The sequence below is a fragment of the Weizmannia agrestimuris genome, assembly GCF_943193165.1.
In the GTDB taxonomy this organism is placed as follows: Bacteria; Bacillota; Bacilli; order Bacillales; family Bacillaceae_C; genus Weizmannia; species Weizmannia faecalis.
Genome location: NZ_CALPDC010000048.1, coordinates 1 through 20,802 on the forward strand (window position 1 = coordinate 1; position 20,802 = coordinate 20,802).

Consider the following 20,802-nt stretch of genomic DNA (forward strand, 5'->3'; position numbering starts at 1 on the left):
CTCCCACCTACTCATTGGTGCGATTCGCACCTTCACATTCCTTGAGGATGGGAGACTTCTTTCAGAAAGCCGTTAAAACCTATACACCTTTCCCTTACGATAAACCGGAATGGAAAAATGTTTTCCATTCAAAGCTTTCTTTGCACATTCAAAAATGGAGCTTCCCTGCCGCGATAACGGTTACGTTACAGCAGTTACCGGAGCCGGGGAAAAGGCATCCATCTCAATTCAATGATAACGATTGATATCCCTTTTTCCGCTTTGTTCGAGGCGTGCGACTAATGCGGTTAAAATGTATTTCACATAAGCCAGCACGCTCGAACGGCGCTCGCGGATGATGTTAAGCTGGTGGATAAAATCGAGTATACTTTCCCTGCTCATATTGCGGACAAGCAAATCGATTGCCTGCTCGATTGTCAATTCCCGGTGCCTGTCTTTGCTTGTCTGCACTTCAATCGATTCAAACGAATGCATGAAAGAGTGGAGAATTCCTCTGATCTGATTCTCACTCAACGGAATTTTTTTTAAATCTTCACTTGATGTTTTGCTCAATTTCAAACTCAAATCCTTTCTACACGACGATGCAGATGCCGGGCTGCACGCTCTGTATCTTTTTTGCATTGCCACAGCAGCGCCCCCCTTCCCCCTTTATGCAATACGGATTTGAAACGATGAAAAACGGGATGATGAAAATTTTTCACATTTGCCTGTTTTATTATTATAACTGCAAAGGAAGGAACCATTATAGAGCGTAAAACGGAAATGATTCTTTCAGACTAGTTCTTGTCAAAACATTATAATAAAGGCGGGCTCTCTTTGCCCGCCAGATTACATTATTGTTTCGTTTCTTTTACAGATTCATACATTTTTTGAAAACGGGCTTCCACTTTTGCAAAAATGGTGCCGTCCGGGAAGCGGCCGCCGGAAGTGCGTTCTGCTCCCGCGCTTTCGCCGGTTAAAATTTCAATCCCTTCCGAAATATGGCGGACGGCCCAGACATGGAATTTGCCGACTTTCACCGCCTCCACCACTTCATCGTTGAGCATCAGGTTGGCAATATTTTGCTGCGGGATGATGACCCCCTGGCGCCCCGTCAAGCCGCGTTCCTTGCAAATCGCAAAAAATCCTTCTATTTTTTCATTCACGCCGCCAATTGGCTGGATCTCGCCCCATTGGTTGACCGAACCCGTCACGGCAATACCCTGTTGAATCAGCACCCCGGCAAGAGAAGAAAGCAATACATACAGTTCCGTGCTCGAGGCGCTGTCACCGTCAATGAGCGAGTATGTTTGTTCAAAGGTGATGCTTGCCGAAAGCGGGATCGGATGGTTTTTCGCAAACACGCCGGATAGAAAGCCGGTTAAAATCAAAAGCCCTTTATTGTGGATTTGACCGCTCAATGACGTTTCGCGTTCGATGTTCATGATGCCGCTTTTTCCGACAAACGTTTGCGCCGTGATTTTTGTCGGAATGCCGAATGTTGCATCCCTTGTCCCCATCACAGCCAGGCCGTTAATTTGGCCCACCCGTTCGCCGTCCGTATCCACCATAATCGTCCCGTTATGGATCATTTCACGGTATTGCTCGGAAATATGGTTCGTCCGGTTTGCCTGCTCTTCCAACGCTTTGCGGATATGGTGGCTGTCTACAAAGGGGCTCCCTTCTTTTTTCGCCCAGTAACCCGATTCGACGAGAATTTTTGTCAGGTCCTGGAAGCGCGCCGTCAGTTTCTCCTGTTCTCCGGCAAGGCGCGCACTATGGTCAATGACTTTCGCAACGGCACGCCGGTGGAACGGGAGAAGATTTTTCCGATCCGCATAGTTTTTAATAAAATAAGCCATTTTCCTGCGGTTTTCCGCATCCCGCTTCATCACCGTGTCAAACTCTACTTTCACTTTAAACAGCTTATGGAAATCTTCATCCACGCTTGATAACAAATCGTATAAATAGTAAGACCCGATGATGATCACTTTGATATTGAGGGGGACGGGCTCAGGCTTAAGGCCGCTCGTCGGGAAAGCGCCTCTTTCAGCAAACGGGTCTTCAATCTGGATTTGCCCCGTCTGCAGCGCGCGTTTCAACAGCGTCCACGCATACGGCTGCTGGAGCAGTTCCGCTGCCTGTAAAATTAAATACCCGCCATTGGCCAGATGCACGGCGCCTGGTTTAACAAACGTGAAGTCGGTTGTCCAGCTGCCGAAAGCGCCGCGGTATTCAATTTTCCCGAACAGATTTTGGTACGTCGGGTTCGTTTCGTAAATGACAGGAGCGCCCGACCGATTTTTATGGCTGACAAGCAAATTGACGGCGTAGCGGTGCAGCTGCTGTTCTTTGCTACCGGTCAGCGCCTGAACGACGGCATTTCCTTCTTCCTGGTCGGTTAAAAACAGCGAAAAATGCTCGACAACATCATGGTTGTATTCTTCAAGATAGCGGAGAACTTTTGGAAAATCATGGTAAGCTTCTTTTAGCGGTTGGAAAAGGCCTTCAATTGTAAAAGCAGCCGTCTCTTTATGAAAACGATCGAGATTTTTCCGGAGCTGTTCTTCAATTTTCCGGATCTGGTACACCGTTTCATTGATTTTTTCCTCAAGCTGTTTTTCCCGTTCTTTCAATTTTTCTTTGTTAGCATCGGAAAGCCGTTCGTATTCTTCTTTTTCCATCGGCCGGCCGAAAAAAAGCGGAAGGGTTTGAATGCCGGCCGGGGTCCGTTCCAATTTAAAATTCAACCCGGACGCAAACATTTCCGTTTCTCTCCAAAGTGCCTCGACCTGGTTTTGCGACGCGTCAATGATATTCCGCTTCTTCTTTTCCGTTTCTTCATTTGAAAAAGTGGCGCGGAGTTCCCGTTCAATATCAATCAAAAGGGTTTCCATCTTGCGCTGAAAACGGAGGCCGCTTCCAGCCGGCAAATTGATGACAAGCGGCCGGTCCGGATTTTCAAAATTGTTGACATAGCACCAGTCATCCGGCACAGGCTGTTCGGATGCGAGCTTTTCGACACTGTGTTGCGTATACGTCATTCTCCCCGTCCCGGACGGCCCGACGACGAATAAATTGTAACCGGACTGCTCGACAGACAAACCGAAATCCATCGCCTGTTCCGCCCGCTGTTGCCCGATCATTTCATTCGGCAGCGTTTCCAACTCATCTGTCGTTTCAAACGGAAACTCGTCCGGGTTGCATTCCGAACGTAAGGATGAGACAGGCACACGGTGTACGGATAAAACTGTTTCATATTCTTCCTGATTCATTGCAATCCCTCCCAATATAGGCAATGCTCTTCCTGTAGCATTTCGACATTTTTTTCGGAATTCCTGCAAAATGGCGGCATGTCAAAAAGTGAACATTTTTAAAACGGATCGAAACAGGAACACGCAGGAACGAGATCCGGGCAGGTTTTCCGATTGCCGCCATGGTTTCGGATGGCGGATCCAAGGGTATACTACAGAAAAAAGGAAGTGTGAAACATGTCCGATAAACAGTTGAAAAATGAAGAAGAAAATGAAAAGAAGAAAACGAAGAAGCTGGCTGACAAAACACTGACAGACGGGACAATGGACAGGAAGGAAGAGAAAGAGGAGTAAAGAATATTGCAAGCAACGGAAACGGCTTGATCGGGATCCGGTTAAGTGGCAGCGTAACCATCGATAGATATAGCAGCTAAAAAGAGGAAGCATTGGGGTAAACATGCTTCCTCTTTTTTCTTCCGACCTTTGTCATAGGTGATCACCATTTCGGATTTCTTTTTTCTTCTATTCTTTAAGCCTCTCCCTCTTTCCCACTCTTTGATTTCGTGAATACTTCCTGCTCATTCATCGCCCATTCTCCAGTCCCTGCAAAATGTCCGTGCCAATCGTCTTTTTCCGGTAATCCGCAGCAGAAAGCATCATCAGCCACGGATAGGCTGATAGGCTGCCGGCGGTATCGCTTTTATCCTTCGTCTATATTGTTCCCACGTTGACCTGAACTTTGTCCAAATCAAATGTATGGAATTCCAAATGCGGGCTCCAAGTGAATGTCCAGTTTCTTCATTCTAACATCGGAATCTGCTCCGCCGGTCAAAAGTGCCGGAAATGGAATATCAAATATAAAAAGGAGGCCCTGGAAAAGGCCTCCTTGGCTAAACCTAAAATTAACGCAACAATTGCAATACTTGCTGTGGCTGCTGGTTGGCTTGAGCCAGCATCGCTTGTGCTGCTTGGGCAAGGATCGATTGCTTCGTTTGTTCAGACATTTCTTTCGCCATGTCCACATCCCTAATCCGCGATTCAGCAGAAGTCAGGTTTTCTGACGAAGTTGTCAGGTTGTTGACGGTGTGGTCTAAACGGTTTTCAAAAGCACCAAGTTTGCCTCTTTCAGCCGATACTTTTTGAATAGCATTGTCAATGACTTTAATCGCTGCATTTGCCTGTGTCTGCGTCGACACTTGCAATCCGCTGACACCTAAGGCTTGGGCACGCATATCATTGATGTCTACTTGTAAATTTTGTCCTCCGTTTGCCCCAATTAAGAAAGTTGCGGAACCGTCGGAACGGACATCTGCTGCTGCTTGCGTTTCTTTAAAAGAAGAAAGGGCGTTGGTTGCAGCTGTTCTGACATTACCATTTTGGTCTTGGACGGTAATCGTGATGCCTTCAATCGCATCAGCCGTTCCTTCTGCAGCAGCTGCTAATTTCAGAGAGCCGTCATCGTTAACAGAAAGTGTTCCTCCTAAATACGTTTCAATATCCGATAATTTTGCAACAGTTTTTTTATCAGTATCTGCATCAGCTGCCACAGTTACAGTTTCTGTTGTTGTCGTTCCATTTTTGACATAAGTGACAGTGATTTTGTCCCCAGCCGTAATGCCTAGTGAATTGCCGTCCTTATCTGCAAGGTTAGTAAGTACAGTGTCTTTTGTTGCAGCAGCCTTATTGTTTCCTGTATCCTTAAAAATGCCGCTTGTATTTTCATTTGCCACAGCATTCGTAACTGCTTTTCCCATTGAACCGTCTAACAGATTTTTTGTGTTGAACTGGGTTGTATTGCCGATCCGGTCAATTTCTTTTTCCAACTGTGACATTTCACTTTGAATATTTTGCCGGTCATCATCCGTATTTGTATCGTTAGATGATTGTACCGCTAATTCCCGCATACGTTGTAAAATATCATGCGTTTCATTCAGTGCGCCCTCAGCAGTTTGGAGCAAGGAAGTTGCATCCTGGGCATTTTTTGTCGCCTGGTCCAAACCACGGATTTGGGAACGCATTTTTTCAGAGATTGCGAGACCGGCTGCGTCATCAGCCGCACTGTTGATGCGAAGGCCTGAAGAAAGTTTTTGCATTGCTTTGCTTTGTGCATTTGTTGCAGCATTTAATCTGTTCAACGTGTTCAACGCTGCAATGTTGTGATTGATAATCATCTATGTTTCCTCCTTGAATGTTGTGCACCCACATCCTTGTGGGCGGAATTTTTTAACGGGGTTCGAGGTCGGCCGCCCTGTTCCCCCGCTCACTCTTTATATCGGATGGGGAAACATTTGATTTAATAGTTTTAAAGAAATTTTTTCGTGCGGATTGGTTTTTTAGGGACTGGGAAGTGCGGATACTGTTGTCTTGGGGAGGATTTCCCGTTGTGTGCAGTAACAGGTTCAAAAATATACTGGGGCCTGATGCTGCCTGCCCTGCCGCCCGCAGCATTTCTTATATTTTTCCCCGCTTCCGCACGAGCATGCCTGCACTACAATTTGCCCACCCGTTTTTCAAGCCCGATTCCCTCCAAAAAAGCCCGGCACCGTATTGAAAATCAAAAAAGTACCGCTAACCAATGTGTCCCCGGACTTTTTTTAACTGCCCATATCACGCGCCCCCGCTGCCTTTCTTGGATTGGGCAAGCAGATGGAGCAGGCCTTCGATATTTTTTGCGGCGTTCGCGTTTTCTTCCTGTATGTCCAAGTACACTTCTTTCCGGTGAATTTCAACATGTTTCGGGGCGTCGATGCCGATTTTGACCTGGTCACCCTGGATCGCGGCGATGGTAATTTCAATGTCATCGCCGATTTGGATCGACTCGCCTTTTTTCCGCGATAAAATCAGCATCTTCTCACCCCTTTTCCTTGTCCGGCCCGTCCGCAAAGAGCGGGTGCCTTGTGTGGTAATGCCGGTCGTTTAAAATCAGTTGTTTCGCCTTATGATTCTTTTCGTTCATAATGAGCGGGGCCTGCAAATTGGCTGTTGTTTCCGAAAACGGATCACGGACCGTCAAAATGGCATAAACCCGCACATCTTCCTCTTTTTCAATCGACAGCTGTTCAAGCGTGGCATCATCAATGTTAAATTCATAATCTCGGAAAAACAAAAACGGGCTTGTGACGACAAAAGCGACATAGGGTGACGCCGTTGACTGGAGGACCATGTAAATGCCGTCGTCCAAAAGCGGCAGCAAAACGAAGGATTTCTCATCCGGAAATCCCGGAATCCCGCCTTCAAAATGCCATATAGCTGCATCCTCTATTTCCACTTCACCGTGGTATTTTGTTTGAAGCTTCATCATGTTTAGTGAGGGGTCCCCGACTTTTGCTGCCGGGGAAAACCGCCTTCTCTCCTTTCGATGGGCATATTCTTTTGCGTTTTCTAACCCTTGCGGAGGCATGCATTTTTCTGCTGCTAACCGGCGTTCCGCTCCTGCCCCGCCCGGTTTAAAAACATTCAGATAAAAAAACGGCACCACCTGGCAAAGCAGGGTGGTGTCCCCGTATTATTTCAAAAAGTCGAGCAATGTCGGCTGGATCACTTGTGCGCCAACTTTTAACGCAGCAATATAGGCGCCGGATGCAACGGAAAAGTCCGTGTACGCCTTATCGATATCCACATCTTCGTTTCCGGCCATGATCTTCGTTGCCGTTGTTTCCTGCTGGGTGACGCGGTCTTTCATCAAATCAAGGCGGTTGCTCCGCGCCCCGGCCTGCGACAGTTCGCTCAGCACATTGTCAATATGGCCGTCAATTTTGCCCAAATAGCTGTCAAAGCCGCTTGCCGATGTGCCAGATTTTAAATCGCTGATTAAATGGTTCAGGTCTTTAAACAGATCATCAGAAAAAGCATTTGCTCCGTTCGCATTGACTTGCAGATAAATGCCTTTTGACAGTTCGATTTTTACCGGATTGGTGTTCATGCCGAGGCTGGTTGAGCCGTCAAACGTGCTGATATCGCCACTGATCGGCTTCTCCGTCGTACTTGTGCCGTTAAAAATATATTTGTCATTGACTTTTGTGTTGGCAATATTGACAAGCTGGTCGCGAAGTTGTTCCACTTCATCGGCGATCGACTGCCGGTCAGTCGGAGTCTTCGTGTCCGTTGCCCCTTCCACTGTCAGTTCCCGGATCCGCTGCAATACCTTGTTGGCTTCATCCAGGCCGTCATTCGTCGATTCAATCCAGGTACTGGCTTCCGCGAAGTTGTCTTCGTATTGTTTCACCTGGGCGACGGTTCTCCGGTAGGAAATGCCTTTCATCGCGGACAGCGGGTCATCCGAGAGTTTGTTGATCTTTTTGCCGGAAGAAAGCTGTTCCTGGTATTTCGCGAGTTTACTGTAGCTTGTGTTTAAATTGTTCAAAAAATTATTGGCGAGCATCGATTGGGTTACACGCATCGTTTTTCACCTGCCTATCTGCCTACAACGCCCATGCCGTTGATGATTTTATCGAGCATTTCGTCTGTCATGGTAATCATCCTTGCTGCAGCATTATAGGCTTGTTGATATTTGATCATATTGGTTAATTCCTCATCAACCGATACCGAGCTGACGGATTTCCGGTTCATATCCACCGAATCCAAAAGGGAAACGGTATTTGTCTGCATATTGCCTGCCTGTTCGGCATCAACCCCGAGCTTTCCAATGAGGCCTTCGTAATTGCTGGTGATGGTGCCGGATGCAAGCGGCAGACCGAGTGCCGCAATGTTAAGCCTGCCACTGATCCCTTCAAGCTGCACGGATTGGCTGCTTAAATCAAAGGTAACCACATTTGCAAGATTAATGGCATTCAGCCCGTCGCCGGAATCGCCATTTGAAGAGGCGGCGATTTTATCGTATGTAAGGCTGCTGTTGACGGCAATTTGACCCGCGGCCCCTTTGTAGTCCGTTAAGGTACCGAACGTAAAAAAGGCAGTCCCGGCATTCCCTTTAAGGTCTGTCCCTTTTTCGTGGACAGCATTTAATACGTTTCCGAATGTGTAGGCGAGTTTGTCCAGGCTGTCGAGCAAACTCGGATAAGCCCCTGCTTCCACTGTGCCGTTTGCGCCGGCATACTGATAACCGTAGCTGTCAATCAGTCCCAACAGTTTGCCTTGCGGGAACGTGACCTTGCCGGTTGTATCCGCGACCGCAAAATTTTTCCCGCCGATTGTGATGCCGGTCATTTCCCCGTTTGCCGGTGGGCCGTCGAGGATACCGTCGCCGTTGCTGTCGGTTCCCCCTTGTACTTCAACTGCATTGTAATTTGAACCTTGGACAAGGTATACGCTTGTGCCATCCGCAGCGGTCATTTTAATGTTGTAAATGCCGTCCGCGTTTGCTTTTGGATTTCCCCCGCTTTTTTGTACTTCGACGGTGACGTTCAAATAACTGGACAACTTATCGACAAGGCTGTCCCTTTTGTCATACAAGTCGTTTGGCAAATAACCGTTCGGCTCAAGTTCAGCGATCTGTTTATTTAAGTCACTGATTTGCTTTAAAGTGGAATTGATATCGTTGACCGATACGCTGATTTCGCTGCCGACATCCGTTTTGTACTGGGAAAGCGTGCTGTTTAAATAGTGGAATGTATCCGTCAGCGTCTGCCCGCGTTCCAAAACAACCGAGCGAGCAGATACGTCTTCTGGATTCGTGCTTAAGTCCTGAAGGGATTCCCAGAACGCTTCCATTGTGTTGGACAAACTGCTATCCGTACTGGTTTCGTCCATGACGGCTTCCATTTTGCTTAATGCACCAGATTTGGCTGACCAGTAACCCGCTGCACTGTTGTTTTCCCGGTATTGAACATCGAGATACTTGTCGCGGATCCGCTGCACTTCGCCCGCTTCCACCCCTGTCCCGAGCTGTCCGGCGATGGCCGGGCGGTTCATCGAAGCAGCGGGGTACGGATCTGACGCCTGCAAGTTTACCCGCTGCCTTGTGTAGCCATCGGTATTGGCATTGGCCACGTTCTGCCCGACGGTGTACAGGGCATTCTGTTGGGCCGTCAAAGCCCGTTTTGCTGTTTCTAATCCAAAGAAAGTGGACACCTTGCTTCTCCTCCGTATTCTTTCAGGCTTTTGAGTCGAACCGCGGCATGGCGGCCGCCGCTTTTTGCCCGGACGGCGGCCCGTATGTGGTGGGTTCATTTTTCGGATAAATCAGATCCAGCATGAATTGGGTAAATTGAAGGGAATGATAAAGGAGCATCTGGTTCAGCTCATTTTGCTGTTTCAGCTTCTTTGTGATGCCAATCAGGCTGTCCCTCAATGTTTCGAGCTGGGACCGTGCTTCCCCCGATACGGCCGCGATGCAGTCCGACAGCGTCCCATTGCCGCCGGTAAGCGTCTTTGCCAGCGTTTCCCGTTCCTGTTCAAGTGCGCCGATTGCACGGATATGGGCCTGTTCTTCCTGCGTAATTTTTTGCAGCCGTTCTATCTCCTGCTTTTTCACCGCTTCGGTTTTTTCGGTGGCAAGGATAAACAGGCTTTCATGGAGCTTCTGCAATTTTTCAAGACATCGGATCAATTTTTCCGCAGCCATTTACGCCCCTCCTTACTTGCCTGTAAAATATTTCAAAATGCCTTCAGCGGTTTTTTCCGCATCCGGCTGATAGGTTCCGTGCTGTACCTGTTGTTTTAAAGCCTCAATTTTCCGGCTCCGTTCCTGCTCAAACTGGGACGTTTTTTGCAACTGTTTCGCTTCTGAAGAAATTTCCACTTTATCCGTTTTCCGGGTGCTGGAGGCGGTTTGCTGCACATCCCGCCTGGCTTGCTGCTGATACGGATTGATCCCTGAAGTATTGACCGGATTGATTTTCATTCGGCTCACCCCTTTTTCAAACAGTATCCGTTCCATTATGTTTATTATATCGGATAAAGCTGCGCAATGTTTACTTGATGTGATAAGTCTTTTTCCTTATTTCTTCCTGCCGTTTCTTTTCTTTTTCAAAACGTTCAAGATCTTTTGCAATCGTTTTTGCACATTCTTCGCATAACTTTCCGGACTGGATTAATTTTCCGCAACGGTCGCAAGGATATGCCAGATTCGGAAAATGCGCAATCAAAAGCCGGCCGCTCCGCACCCATTTGAAAACCAGTTTTTCCGGGACATTATTTTTTTCAACAATTGTCTCGATTGTTGCCGCCCGGTTTTCACGTTTTCGCAAGAATTGAAAAACCCGTTCAAATGCAGCCTCTTCCTCGCGGTAGCAGTCTTCACACACATCGCGGACGGGATTTTTAACATACAATTTACCGCAATTCGGGCAGTTTGCCAACTCCGCCATTCGGCCCGCCTCCTTTTCCAGCACATTTGTCTTCTATCTTCTATATCGGCAGAAATTTCGTTGTGTTTAACTTCTTGCCACGGTTAACGATACAATTTTTCGGGCGCCCGCTTCACGTAACGCTTTTGCTGCATGGCGGACGGTCGAACCTGTCGTGTAAATATCATCCACCAGTAAAACGGAACGGCCTTCGATTGAAATTTCTTTTTCTATATAAAACGTTTGGGCTTGATGAATGCGGTCAGCCCGTGTTTTTTTCGATTGCTTTTCGGCGTGGACGCGGTGAAGAATGTTAGCCGTTTCGAACCCGGCAGCACGGGCGAGCGCCTCCGCCTGGTTAAAAAGCCGTTCGGAAAGGCGCTCCGGGCTGAGTGGAACCGGCACGATGCAGTCAAATGCACGGGACTTGAGTACCTCTTTGATGCCATCCGCAAAAATGGCGGCGAGCGCATAATCCCCGCGAAATTTGAAACGGGTAAAAATTTCTTTACAAAAATCGTTGTACGTATAAAGCGAAATGTTTTCATCCAGCACGCCCGCCCATTCCGGGTCTTGTTCCCATCTAGCGCAGTCAAGGCACAGAGCTCCCTCCACATAAGAAGCATCCAGCTTGGCCAGGGGTCGGGAACATTTCGGGCAGACAGGCGGTGCAATTTTTTCAAGCTGCGCGCGGCAATCTTCGCAAAGAAGTGGTCCGGGCTGCGGAAAAATCAGCGTGCGCCAGGACAGTTTATGGGTAAGCGGCTGATGGCAGAACAGGCAATATTCATGCATCGAGCAACCCCCGCTTTCCCGCTTCTTCATTCATGGAGAGAATATGGCGCTGTGCTTTCACCATCGCATTTGATTTTCCGTAATGGAAAAACGTCACGTCCCCACTTGGGAAATCGGCGCTTCTTCCGGCTCGGCCCGCGATCTGGACGAGGGCAGCTTCCGTAAAGATAGCATCTTCCGCCCCGACGACACAGACATCAATATTCGGAAACGTGACGCCGCGTTCAAGAATGGTCGTCGTCAGCAAAAGTGGCGTTTTACAGGCGCGCATCCTTTCCACTTTTTCTTTCCGATCCGGGTCTTCTGCGTGCACCGATTCAATCGCTGGATGCAGCTGTTTAAAAACCGGCTCTGCTTTTTTCATGAGGCGGATGTTTGGGAGAAAAAGAAGTGCTTGTTTTCCGGATTCAAGCCTCTTTTTTACCCATGCTTCAACCGGAACCGGGAGCTTGCCTTTCTCAAACCTTTTCCGCCAGTTGCCTGCCCATTTGAATACAGGAACGGGGAGAGGCTTGCGGTGATAGCGGGCCGGGATCGTGACAAACGGGCGCTTACCTGCCTTGCATTCAAGCTGCCATGTTTCACTTGGTGTTGCGGTAAGATAAATGCGGGCGCAGCGGTCTTTTGCCGCTTTTTGAACGGCGCACTGCAGCGTTTCATCGAAAGTATACGGAAAAGCGTCCACTTCATCTACAATCACGACATCGAAGGCGGATGCAAAGCGGTACAGCTGGTGGGTAGTGGAGATGACGAGCTGCGCCCATTTATGGCGGTCAGGGCTGCCGCCGTAGAGCGCGGCAATCGGAATATCCGGAAAAACGCGGCGGAAGCGGGGGGCAAGTTCAAGGACGACATCTGTTCTGGGGGTTGCGATGCAGACGCGTTCGCCGTTTGCAAGCGCCGCTTCAATCCCTTTGAAAACGATCTCTGTCTTCCCTGATCCGCAAACAGCCCAAATCAAGAGCTCGTTTTTTTGAAGAATGGCTGCTTTAACCGCTTCGGATGCAGCCTGCTGCCCTTCAGAAAGGGTGCCATCCCAATGGAGCGGGTGCCTGGGCGAGTGGAATGCGGGCGCAGGGCCTGCCCATGTGATAAGCGGCTTGCATGCGGTGACCCGCCCCATCATCAGGCAGTTCCGGCAATAGATGCTCGTTTTCCCGCAGTGGGCGCAAGGGAATTTGGCAAAAAGATGCGGCGCGCGGTTGCCGCAGCGCAAGCAGACACAGTGCGGGAATTCGCCCTGTATCGCCGGCTCAGCGCGGATCCAGCCTTGTTTAAAGTGCTGTTCGAGTAGTTCCGGTGAAAAAGGGATTTCCGGTTCGAGCAGGATCCGCCCGGCGAGGTGGCGTTGAAGCTGTTCGGAGAAAACAGAAGGCAAAGTGATCACTCCTTTGTTTTAATTGCGGGGGTGGGAAAATGGGGGCAGCCCGGTTCTTACAGATTCGGGAACAGGGCAGGCAAAAGACCGTATGGATAATGGAGTGCAACCGCCTTTTCGCTTATTCAATCGCGGATTGGCTGTCCGGCGGGTTTTTGGACTTGTCCCAAGAGGTAAAATCCTCCAAAGTGATTGACTGTCCGGCGGGTTTCAAGACTTGTCCTCGGGCGTGTTATGCCAAGTTTGTCCCGGATGATCCCATCATGCCGGGCTGTTCCAGCGATTTGGAACAGCCTGGCTCTTATTTCAGCATCCAGGCAATGCCGATCGCGCCTTCACCAAGGTGGGTCGCGATGACCGGGCCGAAGTAGCTGATCGAAAAGTCGACGGTTGGAAAGCGTTTTTCCAATTCGTCTTTGATTTCAAGCGCCTGTTCTTCCCGGTTGGCATGAATGATGGAGCTTTTTAGTGGCAAGCCTTTGGCGGCATCCTCGCCGAGCAGGTCAAAAATCCGGTTGAGCGCTTTTTTCTGGGTGCGGATTTTTTCAAACGGGACAATTTCATCATCAACAAAAGTTAATAGCGGCTTGATTTTTAACAGGCTGCCGATAACGGCCTGCGATCCGGACAGCCTTCCGCCGCGCTGAAGGTGGGTGAGATCATCGACCATGAAGTAGGCTTTCGTGGATGCTTTTAATTCATCGAGGCGGGCGAGGATGTCTTCCGGTTCTTTTCCGGCAAGCGCCATTTTCGCCGCATCAATCGCGTAAAATCCCTGTGCCATGCAGCTCCAGCCGGAATTGTAAGGGTACACTTTTATCCCTTCCACCATCCCGGATGCGGTCACGGCACCCTGATATGTACCACTGATTTTTTTGGACAAGTGGATGCTGATGACGGCATCGTAGTCTTTGGCAAGCTGTTCAAACAGTTCAACAAACTGGCCGATTGACGGCTGCGAGGATGTTGGAAGCTCGTCCGCCATGCGCATTTTTTCAAAAAACGCATCTGCTGTAATGTCAACTTCTTCGCGGTATTCTTCCTTCCCGAAAATCACATTCAATGGAATCATGTAAATCGAATATTTTTCGCGTACTTCTTTTGGAATATAAGCGGTACTGTCGGTCACAATGGCCGTCCTCATTTTTCCATCTCCCTTCCGCTTTCCTATTTTTATTTTATAGAATCAGGAACCATTTGTCAGCCGTCTTCTTTTTGCAATATGGAAATCTGTTTTGTGGCTGGTGTTTTTTTCCAAATCCCCCCAATTCTCCTGCAAGTGTGTAAAATGTTTTTCATTCCTGCCGCAGATTCCCTTCACTGCAAAAATTTCCTTTCCACTTCAAGATTTCGCAAATGATACAAAATTGTAAATAATACCAGGTCCGGAAGCCAAAAAAGGAAGAATCCATATGGTTCAGCATACAATCATTCACTTGATGACGCTTTCTTTGATGGAAAAATGAATCTTTTCCAGAAAACGTTCGTGTTTTCGCCTTTTTCAAAACTTAATTTTCTGTTTTATCTGTCCTTTACAAATCATGTCATATTTTGTAGAATGTCTAAGGTAACTCAAATGGTGCATGCAACTCAGAGACAAAAGGTGTATCGTTCAGATTTAAAATATTTGAAAATTCTCCGTTGGCAAAATTATTGGATCACATCTTCATCACTGGGTTGGCTGCAAATAGAAGGAGATTTTCGACATGGAATTATTCAGGAAAAAATCAATGGATTACATGCTTAAGCAGGCCCGCGGAAAAAAGAGCCTGCAAAAAGCCCTTGGCCCCTTTGATTTGACCATGCTTGGCGTGGGGGCGGTCATCGGAACAGGCATTTTTGTTTTGACCGGTATTGTTGCTGCGCAGGCGGCAGGCCCGGCAATCATTCTGTCCTTTATTTTTTCAGGGATTGCCTGTGCGTTAACAGCTTTATGCTATGCTGAATTCGCTTCTATGATCCCTGCTTCAGGAAGTGCGTACACTTATAGTTATGCAACGTTTGGCGAGTTGTTTGCCTGGGTGCTCGGATGGGACTTAATTCTCGAATACGGCCTGGCCTGTTCAGTTGTAGCGAGCGGCTGGTCCGCCTATTTCCAGGATCTGGTACGCGGATTTGGCATCCATTTGCCGCAGGCTTTAAGCGGCGCTTATAATCCGGCCAAAGGTTCGTATATTGACCTGATGGCTGTAGTGATCGTGTTCTTCCTGTCTGCTGTATTGCTGACCGGCGTGAAGGAATCGAGCAAAATCAATAATGTCATGGTCTGTATTAAAATCGGCGTCATTCTTTTATTCCTCGCTGTCGGCATTTTTTATGTCAAACCAGCGAACTGGACGCCATTTATGCCTTATGGCTTTAGCGGCATCATTAAAGGGGCGGCAACCGCATTCCTCGCTTATATCGGATTTGATGCCGTTTCGTCTGCGGCTGAAGAGGTCCGCAACCCACAGCGGGATATGCCGATCGGAATTATTTCTTCTCTTGCGATTTGCATTGTCCTTTATGTCGCTGTATCTGCAGTGCTGACCGGGATGATTCCGTATGCCAAGCTGAATGTCGGCGATCCGGTTGCGTTTGCGCTCCGGGTTGTCCATCAGAATTGGGTGGCAGGCTTTGTTTCACTCGGTGCAATTCTTGGCATTACAACCGTTCTCTTTGTCATGATGTACGGGCAGACGCGCCTTTTCTTTGCGATCAGCCGCGACGGTCTGCTTCCAAAATCGATCTCAAAACTGACGGAAAAGACAAAAACGCCGACAAGAAGCATCATCTTGACATGGCTGATGGCAACGGTTTTCTCAGCCGTTGTCCCGCTGAACCAGCTTGCAGAATTGACGAATATCGGCACTTTGTTTGCTTTTATTGTTGTCTCGATCAGTGTCATTGTGCTCAGAAAAACACGGCCGGACATCCCACGCAGTTTTAAAACGCCGTTCGTCCCGGTTATTCCGGTGCTGGCAGTAATCGCGTGTGGTTATTTAATGGTCCACCTGTCGAAAGTGACCTGGATTGGCTTTCTCATATGGTTCATCATCGGGCTTGCCATTTATTTCGGATACGGGTATCGGCACAGTGAACTCGGGCATTGGAAAGATGACAGAACACCGGCTGATCCGGTTAAAAATTGAAATAGGGAGACAACAGGAACACCTGCCCAGCGGACAAAAGAACGCCTGCATAGAATGCCGGGCAGGTATCCGGGCAGGCTTAGAAATAGAAGAACAGCGGCTTATGGGCGCCTCAAAAGCATTGCTGCCCCGGCTTGGCCGCATATCGGAAAATTGAAGCAGACATAAAGTCAAAAAAAGATTCCCGGGCGCACGCATACGCCCGGGAATCTTTTTCTATCCTGTAAATTTGCACTTGGTGATTTTCATTTCTGCGCCGGTGTTGCATGATTGTGGCATGGCGCCTGCGCACCATTCAAAGCCTTGGCATACACAAGTGTACGGCCAGGGCCTTGTTTTAGCGGACTTCAACCCACCCGTTTTTAATGGCGGTCACAACCGCCTGGGTACGGTCTTTCACTTTTAATTTTTGCAAAATATTGCTTACATGGTTTTTCACTGTTTTTTCACTTATGTATAAAGCATCTCCAATCGCCCGGTTGCTTTTTCCGTCCGCGAGCAGCTGCAGAACCTCGCATTCGCGCGGCGTGAGCAAATGCAGCGGCGGGACAACTGCCGGCGGCTGCTGGTAGGCGCCGCCCGGTGTATAGCGATTCGACAATTTGCGGAATTCTTCCACCAAATTATGGGTGATTTTCGGATGCAGGTAACTGCCGCCTTCAGCAACCACCTTTACAGCTTCAATCAGCGCATCGGAATCCATTTCTTTCAGCAAATAACCGGTTGCGCCTGATTTTAATGCGTGTGTGACATACGATTCATCATCGTGAATGGAAAGAATAATAATTTTTGTTTCCGGATATGCCTCGATCAGCTTTCTTGTTGCCTCTACCCCGTTTTGGTGGGGCATATTGATATCCATCAGAACAACATCCGGATGGTATTTTTCAATAATGTCCAGCGCCTCTTCGCCGTCTTCACCCTCGGCTACCACTTCAAATGTTTTTTCAAATTCCAAAATCCGCTTGACGCCCTCTCGGAACAACTGATGGTCGTCAATAATCGCAATTTTTACCGTCATGGTCACCTTTTCTCCTTTTCCAAGTCTAATTGCATCGGGATTTGGATAATCACCAATGTTCCCGCTCCTATTTTTGAATGAATGGAAATTTCACCATTTAAAAGGCTGACACGTTCTCTCATGCCGACAATCCCGAAAGCCCCTTCGCGGATGCTGCGGATATCAAAACCGACGCCGTTGTCTTTGACTGTCGCGATAAAACTGTTTTTCCTCAGCTCCGATTTCACCTGGATTTCCGTCGCCTTCGCATGCTTTAACGCATTTTGGACGGATTCCTGGATGAGACGGAAAAGCGCGATTTCGTAATTAGTCGGAAGCCTTCGTTCTTCCCCGAGATGCCTGTATGTAATGACCGGGCTTCCTTTATAGCTTTCAATCGTAGACAAATATTTTTTGAGCGTCGGAATCAGCCCGAGATCGTCTAATGCCATCGGCCGCAAATCGTAAATAATGCGCCGCACTTCTTTCAATGAATCGCGCACCAGTTCTTTTAACGTGCGCATTTCAGCAATGGCTTCCTCCATGCCATTTTCATGATAAACTTTTTCCACCAGGTCGGAACGGAGCAGCATATTGGCCAGCATTTGTGCGGGCCCGTCGTGTATCTCCCGGGAAATACGTTTCCGCTCTTCTTCCTGCGCTTCAATGACACGCAAACCGAATTCCTGTTTATGCTTTGCATCTTCAATCGCCTCGCTGATGCTTTGCAAGTCGCTTGTTAAATAATTTAATACGACCGTTGTTTGCGAGACGAGATGATTGGCCCGGTCAATCGTATCCTTTAGTGAATGCAGCCTGCGTTCCAGTTCATTTCTTCTTTCGCGCAGCTGAAGTTCGCGCTGCCGGTTCATGGACAGCTGAATTTGGATCGTATGTGCCTTTTCATATGCTTCGCGCACCTGCTGTTCGGAAAAGTCACGGAAATGCTGGCTTACTTCCGCCAGGCGTCGCCTTGCAAATTTGGACTTCGTTTCCAGCTCATCTGTCTGCTCAATAACTTTAGCCACTGTTGCTTTGACTTCCTCAAGCTCATTGATGAGCGCATCGTAATCCTGGCGGCATCTTTCTCCAATTTCAAAAATTTCGTGTTTGCTTTCTTCAACTGTTGTAATCATCTTCTCCAGAATCGTATCCAATACTTTGGAGTCGAATGTTTTAAAAGTCATCTTACTTCCCCCAAAAGGTATAATAAAGGCTTATCCGAGAGCAGGGCAAGCCGCAGCACACACGCGGCTAATGTTATTTTAACGCGAAAACCGCCGGTAAACGATCAGAAAATAAAGTATAACCGTATATCAGGACTATTTTCCTAGGTACTTTTGTAGGAAAATGTAAACCGATATACGGCAGCTTCGACATATTCTTTTATATTAAAATTATACCATACAAAACCGTGTTATAATGAGGAAAAAACAGGTTTTGCTAAAGGAAGGTTGCAATGTTAAAAGAATATTTTACAGTCAAAGGCGAGGCTGTGCATGAAATAGATATCCAGAAATCACGGTTTATCGCCCATGTGAAGCGAGCGGAATCGGAAGAGGAGGCGCTCAGTTTTATCGCTTCTGTGAAAAAGAAGCACCGGGACGCCAATCACAACTGTTCCGCTTATATGATCGGTGAGCAGAATCTCATTCAGAAAGCATCGGATGACGGCGAACCGGCCGGAACTGCGGGCGTTCCGATGCTGGAAGTGCTGAAAAAGAAGGATTTGAAGGATACGGCAGTCGTGGTGACGCGCTATTTCGGCGGGATTAAACTCGGAGCCGGCGGATTGATCCGTGCGTACAGCAAAGCAGCTTCAGAAGGCATCAACGCATGCGGCATCGTCAAAAGGACGCTTACCGCCACTTTCCATGTCAAACTGGATTATACGTGGCTCGGGAAAGTCGAGAATGCGCTACACCATTCCCCGTATGAAATAAAAGAAATCCGGTATCTCGCGCAGGTGGAATTGGATATTTATGTAAAAGAAGGGGAACAGCATGCTTTTGAAACGTGGATCTCTGATTTAACAAACGGGCAGGCGGATGTGGCCGAGGGGGAAAAACTATATTTGGAAACGGATGTTGCCCGGTAAAGAGAAGCATAAAAATCGGAAAAGCAGAAGCGGAAAGCCCGTCATCCGGCTTTCTGCTTTTTTAAACCGGAAGCGGACGAACAGGTATCAATCCAACACGGCACGCAAAACAGCCGCTGAGCCGGATACAACCGGCCGTGAGCAGGAGATGCTGAAATCTCAGCCAGATTGCCGTTAAAACTGGGACTTGCAAAACAGGTTTACAGCCGGCCGGAACCTCATCATCGTTGCAGTTAACGGAGCTGCCAAAGTCGCAAACCTGAAACTGCCAGTTGCGGTTTTGTGCAGGTGCTGCCCCGGATTATTTATTTCGGGAACGGCCCAGGTGGATCCGGACGGCTATGACCGGTTTTTTATAAAATTCAACAGTGGCTTGTAATCTTTTCCGATCAGGCCAATGCTTTCAACGAAAATCTCAATTGTAATCAGGATCACACCGATAAAGATGAGCGAACCCCAGAGCGTCGCCATCGAGAAGATAAAGGCGGCGAGGCTGAACATGGCAGCGATCGCATAAATAATCAGCACGACTTGGCGGTGTGAAAAGCCAAGGCGCAAGAGGCAATGGTGCAAATGCGATTTATCCGGGGCCGATAAAGGCTGCTTATGGACAAGCCGGCGGATAATCGCAAAGAAAGTATCCGAAATCGGCACACCGAGAATAAGCGCCGGAATAATCAAGGAAATAAAGGTTACATTTTTAAAACCGAGCAATGACAGCACGGAAATCATGTAGCCGAGAAAAAGGGCACCGGTATCGCCCATAAAAATCTTTGCCGGATAAAAATTATAAAATAAGAACGCAATCGTACTGGCCATTAAAATTAGGCCGAGCACCGTCACATAGGCGTCCCCCATAATAATCGCCATGCCGGAAATGGTTAACAGCGCAATCGAGGAAACCCCCGCAGCGAGCCCATCCAATCCGTCAATTAAGTTGATGGCATTCGTGACGCCGACAATCCACAAAATCGTCAGTGGGATACTAAAAATCCCAAATTCCAGCTGTCCGCCGAAAGGAAGGTTGATGAATTCGACATGAATACCGCTTAAAACAACAACCAGTGCGGCTGCCAGTTGGCCGATGAGTTTGACGCGCGGTGACAGCTCTCTTACATCATCAACCATGCCCGTAATGACAATAATCAAGCTGCCGAGCAAAATAGGCAGCGAATGCGAACTGTCCGGTTGAAGCAGCAGAACGCCGGCGATAAAACTGATATAAATAGCAAGACCGCCTAAACGGGGCATGACTTTCATATGAACTTTTCGCTGATTCGGCTTGTCAACTGCCCCGATCCGGATCGCCAGTTTTTTAATCAGCGGCGTCAGGAGTATTGTGAGCATAAAGCATATAAACAAGGTCAGGAATATCAATGTGCTGCCTCCTTTGGTTGATCATAACCAATAAGGATTGAAGTGTTCGTGAACCCGCCATCGATGCCGAAGCATGATAACCGTTTCACTTCTTCTTAAAAACATTATACCTTAACTTTCTTAAAGCAATCTTAAAAAAATATTTACCCGAAATTCACTGTAACCATTATAATTGTTCTCCGACAATTTATCCACTAACATTTGAGCGATTCTACTATTTTTCATGCTTTTTCTCGCAGCAACCGCCAAAAAACATGAAAAAGGCATCCCCGGTCACTTTGACATCAGGGATACCTTTAAGATACAAAAATCGCATTGTTTAAGTGGCCGGCATCTGCAAACAAATCTTTTTGGCGGCTGGACAACCGGCATCCATGCCGCTCCCCGGGATGCCGCCTTTTCACGCTATATAAAATGAGCTTTGGTTTTCCCATCCGAATGGATCGTTATAAAGAACGCAGTCTTCGGTCAAGTCTTTTTTTGTGTGTAAATTCCTCTCAGTCGGGATAGAGTAATTAACCCGAATAAATGTCTGTCGCTTTG

General features: G+C 47.9%; 20 protein-coding genes. 3 read left to right on the forward strand and 17 right to left on the reverse strand.

The features are described 5' to 3' along the window. Window positions 1-245: hypothetical protein (locus tag NFR98_RS13580; RefSeq protein WP_251460318.1), on the forward strand; the 245-nt coding region annotated here is incomplete at its 5' end. Here the strand turns inward: NFR98_RS13580 and NFR98_RS13585 are convergent. The 14 genes from NFR98_RS13585 to NFR98_RS13645 all read right to left on the reverse strand — a co-directional run bounded on the left by NFR98_RS13585 (window position 229) and on the right by NFR98_RS13645 (window position 13,797). Continuing rightward, on the reverse strand, window positions 229-558 hold the full coding sequence (locus NFR98_RS13585) for a hypothetical protein (protein ID WP_251460321.1): 330 nt from the start codon (window positions 556-558) through the stop codon (window positions 229-231). The genes NFR98_RS13580 and NFR98_RS13585 overlap by 17 nt on opposite strands. Window positions 559-833: 275 nt before the next feature. After that, a complete protein-coding gene (locus NFR98_RS13590; protein ID WP_251460325.1) occupies window positions 834-3,254 on the reverse strand; it encodes a Lon protease family protein in 2,421 nt (806 codons plus the stop codon). 881 nt (window positions 3,255-4,135) lie between these two features. After that, window positions 4,136-5,404: a flagellin N-terminal helical domain-containing protein gene (locus NFR98_RS13595; protein ID WP_251460328.1), complete on the reverse strand. Its 1,269-nt coding sequence runs from the start codon at window positions 5,402-5,404 to the stop codon at window positions 4,136-4,138. A gap of 228 nt (window positions 5,405-5,632) precedes the next feature. Continuing rightward, window positions 5,633-5,722 (reverse strand): SEC-C metal-binding domain-containing protein, encoded by a 90-nt coding sequence (locus tag NFR98_RS15845; protein ID WP_367618008.1) that lies wholly within the window; start codon window positions 5,720-5,722, stop codon window positions 5,633-5,635. Window positions 5,723-5,840: 118 nt separating this feature from the next. Further along, complete coding sequence (csrA, locus tag NFR98_RS13600; protein ID WP_251460331.1) at window positions 5,841-6,080, reverse strand: carbon storage regulator CsrA; 240 nt, start codon at window positions 6,078-6,080, stop codon at window positions 5,841-5,843. 4 nt (window positions 6,081-6,084) lie between these two features. After that, window positions 6,085-6,534, reverse strand: a complete 450-nt coding sequence (gene fliW, locus NFR98_RS13605; protein ID WP_014095887.1) for a flagellar assembly protein FliW — start codon at window positions 6,532-6,534, stop codon at window positions 6,085-6,087. Window positions 6,535-6,738: 204 nt separating this feature from the next. Further along, window positions 6,739-7,632: a flagellar hook-associated protein FlgL gene (gene flgL, locus NFR98_RS13610; protein WP_061086684.1), complete on the reverse strand. Its 894-nt coding sequence runs from the start codon at window positions 7,630-7,632 to the stop codon at window positions 6,739-6,741. Window positions 7,633-7,646: 14 nt separating this feature from the next. Continuing rightward, window positions 7,647-9,263: a flagellar hook-associated protein FlgK gene (gene flgK / locus NFR98_RS13615; RefSeq protein WP_251460334.1), complete on the reverse strand. Its 1,617-nt coding sequence runs from the start codon at window positions 9,261-9,263 to the stop codon at window positions 7,647-7,649. Window positions 9,264-9,285: 22 nt separating this feature from the next. Further along, on the reverse strand, window positions 9,286-9,756 hold the full coding sequence (locus tag NFR98_RS13620; protein WP_014095889.1) for a flagellar protein FlgN: 471 nt from the start codon (window positions 9,754-9,756) through the stop codon (window positions 9,286-9,288). Window positions 9,757-9,768: 12 nt separating this feature from the next. Continuing rightward, on the reverse strand, window positions 9,769-10,035 hold the full coding sequence (gene flgM, locus NFR98_RS13625; RefSeq protein ID WP_014095890.1) for a flagellar biosynthesis anti-sigma factor FlgM: 267 nt from the start codon (window positions 10,033-10,035) through the stop codon (window positions 9,769-9,771). Window positions 10,036-10,105: 70 nt separating this feature from the next. Beyond that, on the reverse strand, window positions 10,106-10,501 hold the full coding sequence (locus tag NFR98_RS13630) for a TIGR03826 family flagellar region protein (protein ID WP_061086680.1): 396 nt from the start codon (window positions 10,499-10,501) through the stop codon (window positions 10,106-10,108). A 66-nt stretch (window positions 10,502-10,567) separates the two neighbouring features. Continuing rightward, a complete protein-coding gene (locus NFR98_RS13635; RefSeq protein ID WP_251460336.1) occupies window positions 10,568-11,275 on the reverse strand; it encodes a ComF family protein in 708 nt (235 codons plus the stop codon). Then, entirely contained in the window at window positions 11,268-12,653 is a 1,386-nt protein-coding gene (locus NFR98_RS13640; protein ID WP_251460339.1) for an ATP-dependent helicase ComFA, read from the reverse strand. Before NFR98_RS13640 ends, NFR98_RS13635 begins: the two co-directional genes overlap by 8 nt. Before the next feature lie 301 nt (window positions 12,654-12,954). Further along, complete coding sequence (locus tag NFR98_RS13645) at window positions 12,955-13,797, reverse strand: DegV family protein (RefSeq protein WP_026684744.1); 843 nt, start codon at window positions 13,795-13,797, stop codon at window positions 12,955-12,957. 562 nt (window positions 13,798-14,359) lie between these two features. On the opposite strand from NFR98_RS13645, the gene bcaP reads away from it, so the two are divergent. Beyond that, window positions 14,360-15,784: a branched-chain amino acid transporter BcaP gene (bcaP, locus tag NFR98_RS13650; protein WP_035182251.1), complete on the forward strand. Its 1,425-nt coding sequence runs from the start codon at window positions 14,360-14,362 to the stop codon at window positions 15,782-15,784. A gap of 337 nt (window positions 15,785-16,121) precedes the next feature. Here the strand turns inward: bcaP and NFR98_RS13655 are convergent, their stop codons facing one another. Further along, on the reverse strand, window positions 16,122-16,805 hold the full coding sequence (locus NFR98_RS13655) for a response regulator (protein ID WP_026684742.1): 684 nt from the start codon (window positions 16,803-16,805) through the stop codon (window positions 16,122-16,124). Between the two features lie 2 nt (window positions 16,806-16,807). Further along, window positions 16,808-17,971, reverse strand: a complete 1,164-nt coding sequence (locus NFR98_RS13660) for a sensor histidine kinase (protein WP_061564855.1) — start codon at window positions 17,969-17,971, stop codon at window positions 16,808-16,810. A 272-nt stretch (window positions 17,972-18,243) separates the two neighbouring features. On the opposite strand from NFR98_RS13660, the gene NFR98_RS13665 reads away from it, so the two are divergent. After that, a complete protein-coding gene (locus NFR98_RS13665; protein WP_251460342.1) occupies window positions 18,244-18,882 on the forward strand; it encodes a YigZ family protein in 639 nt (212 codons plus the stop codon). A gap of 339 nt (window positions 18,883-19,221) precedes the next feature. On the opposite strand, the gene NFR98_RS13670 is transcribed toward NFR98_RS13665, so the two are convergent. Further along, window positions 19,222-20,259 carry a glycosyltransferase family 4 protein gene (locus NFR98_RS13670; RefSeq protein WP_014095899.1) on the reverse strand — a complete coding sequence of 346 codons (1,038 nt, stop codon included), beginning with the start codon at window positions 20,257-20,259 and terminating at the stop codon, window positions 19,222-19,224. Window positions 20,260-20,802: the final 543 nt, after the last annotated feature.

What these genes read in the sequence shown, in the direction of transcription:
- csrA (WP_251460331.1), bottom strand. Translation starts at nt 6,080, where the DNA reads ATGCTGATTTTATCGCGGAAAAAAGGCGAGTCGATCCAAATCGGCGAT.
- NFR98_RS13645 (WP_026684744.1), bottom strand. Translation starts at nt 13,797, where the DNA reads ATGAGGACGGCCATTGTGACCGACAGTACCGCTTATATTCCAAAAGAA.
- NFR98_RS13620 (WP_014095889.1), bottom strand. Translation starts at nt 9,756, where the DNA reads ATGGCTGCGGAAAAATTGATCCGATGTCTTGAAAAATTGCAGAAGCTC.
- NFR98_RS13655 (WP_026684742.1), bottom strand. Translation starts at nt 16,805, where the DNA reads ATGACGGTAAAAATTGCGATTATTGACGACCATCAGTTGTTCCGAGAG.
- fliW (WP_014095887.1), bottom strand. Translation starts at nt 6,534, where the DNA reads ATGATGAAGCTTCAAACAAAATACCACGGTGAAGTGGAAATAGAGGAT.
- bcaP (WP_035182251.1), top strand. Translation starts at nt 14,360, where the DNA reads ATGGAATTATTCAGGAAAAAATCAATGGATTACATGCTTAAGCAGGCC.
- NFR98_RS13665 (WP_251460342.1), top strand. Translation starts at nt 18,244, where the DNA reads ATGTTAAAAGAATATTTTACAGTCAAAGGCGAGGCTGTGCATGAAATA.
- NFR98_RS13660 (WP_061564855.1), bottom strand. Translation starts at nt 17,971, where the DNA reads ATGACTTTTAAAACATTCGACTCCAAAGTATTGGATACGATTCTGGAG.
- flgM (WP_014095890.1), bottom strand. Translation starts at nt 10,035, where the DNA reads ATGAAAATCAATCCGGTCAATACTTCAGGGATCAATCCGTATCAGCAG.
- NFR98_RS13635 (WP_251460336.1), bottom strand. Translation starts at nt 11,275, where the DNA reads ATGCATGAATATTGCCTGTTCTGCCATCAGCCGCTTACCCATAAACTG.
- NFR98_RS13595 (WP_251460328.1), bottom strand. Translation starts at nt 5,404, where the DNA reads ATGATTATCAATCACAACATTGCAGCGTTGAACACGTTGAACAGATTA.
- NFR98_RS13630 (WP_061086680.1), bottom strand. Translation starts at nt 10,501, where the DNA reads ATGGCGGAGTTGGCAAACTGCCCGAATTGCGGTAAATTGTATGTTAAA.
- NFR98_RS13590 (WP_251460325.1), bottom strand. Translation starts at nt 3,254, where the DNA reads ATGAATCAGGAAGAATATGAAACAGTTTTATCCGTACACCGTGTGCCT.
- flgL (WP_061086684.1), bottom strand. Translation starts at nt 7,632, where the DNA reads ATGCGTGTAACCCAATCGATGCTCGCCAATAATTTTTTGAACAATTTA.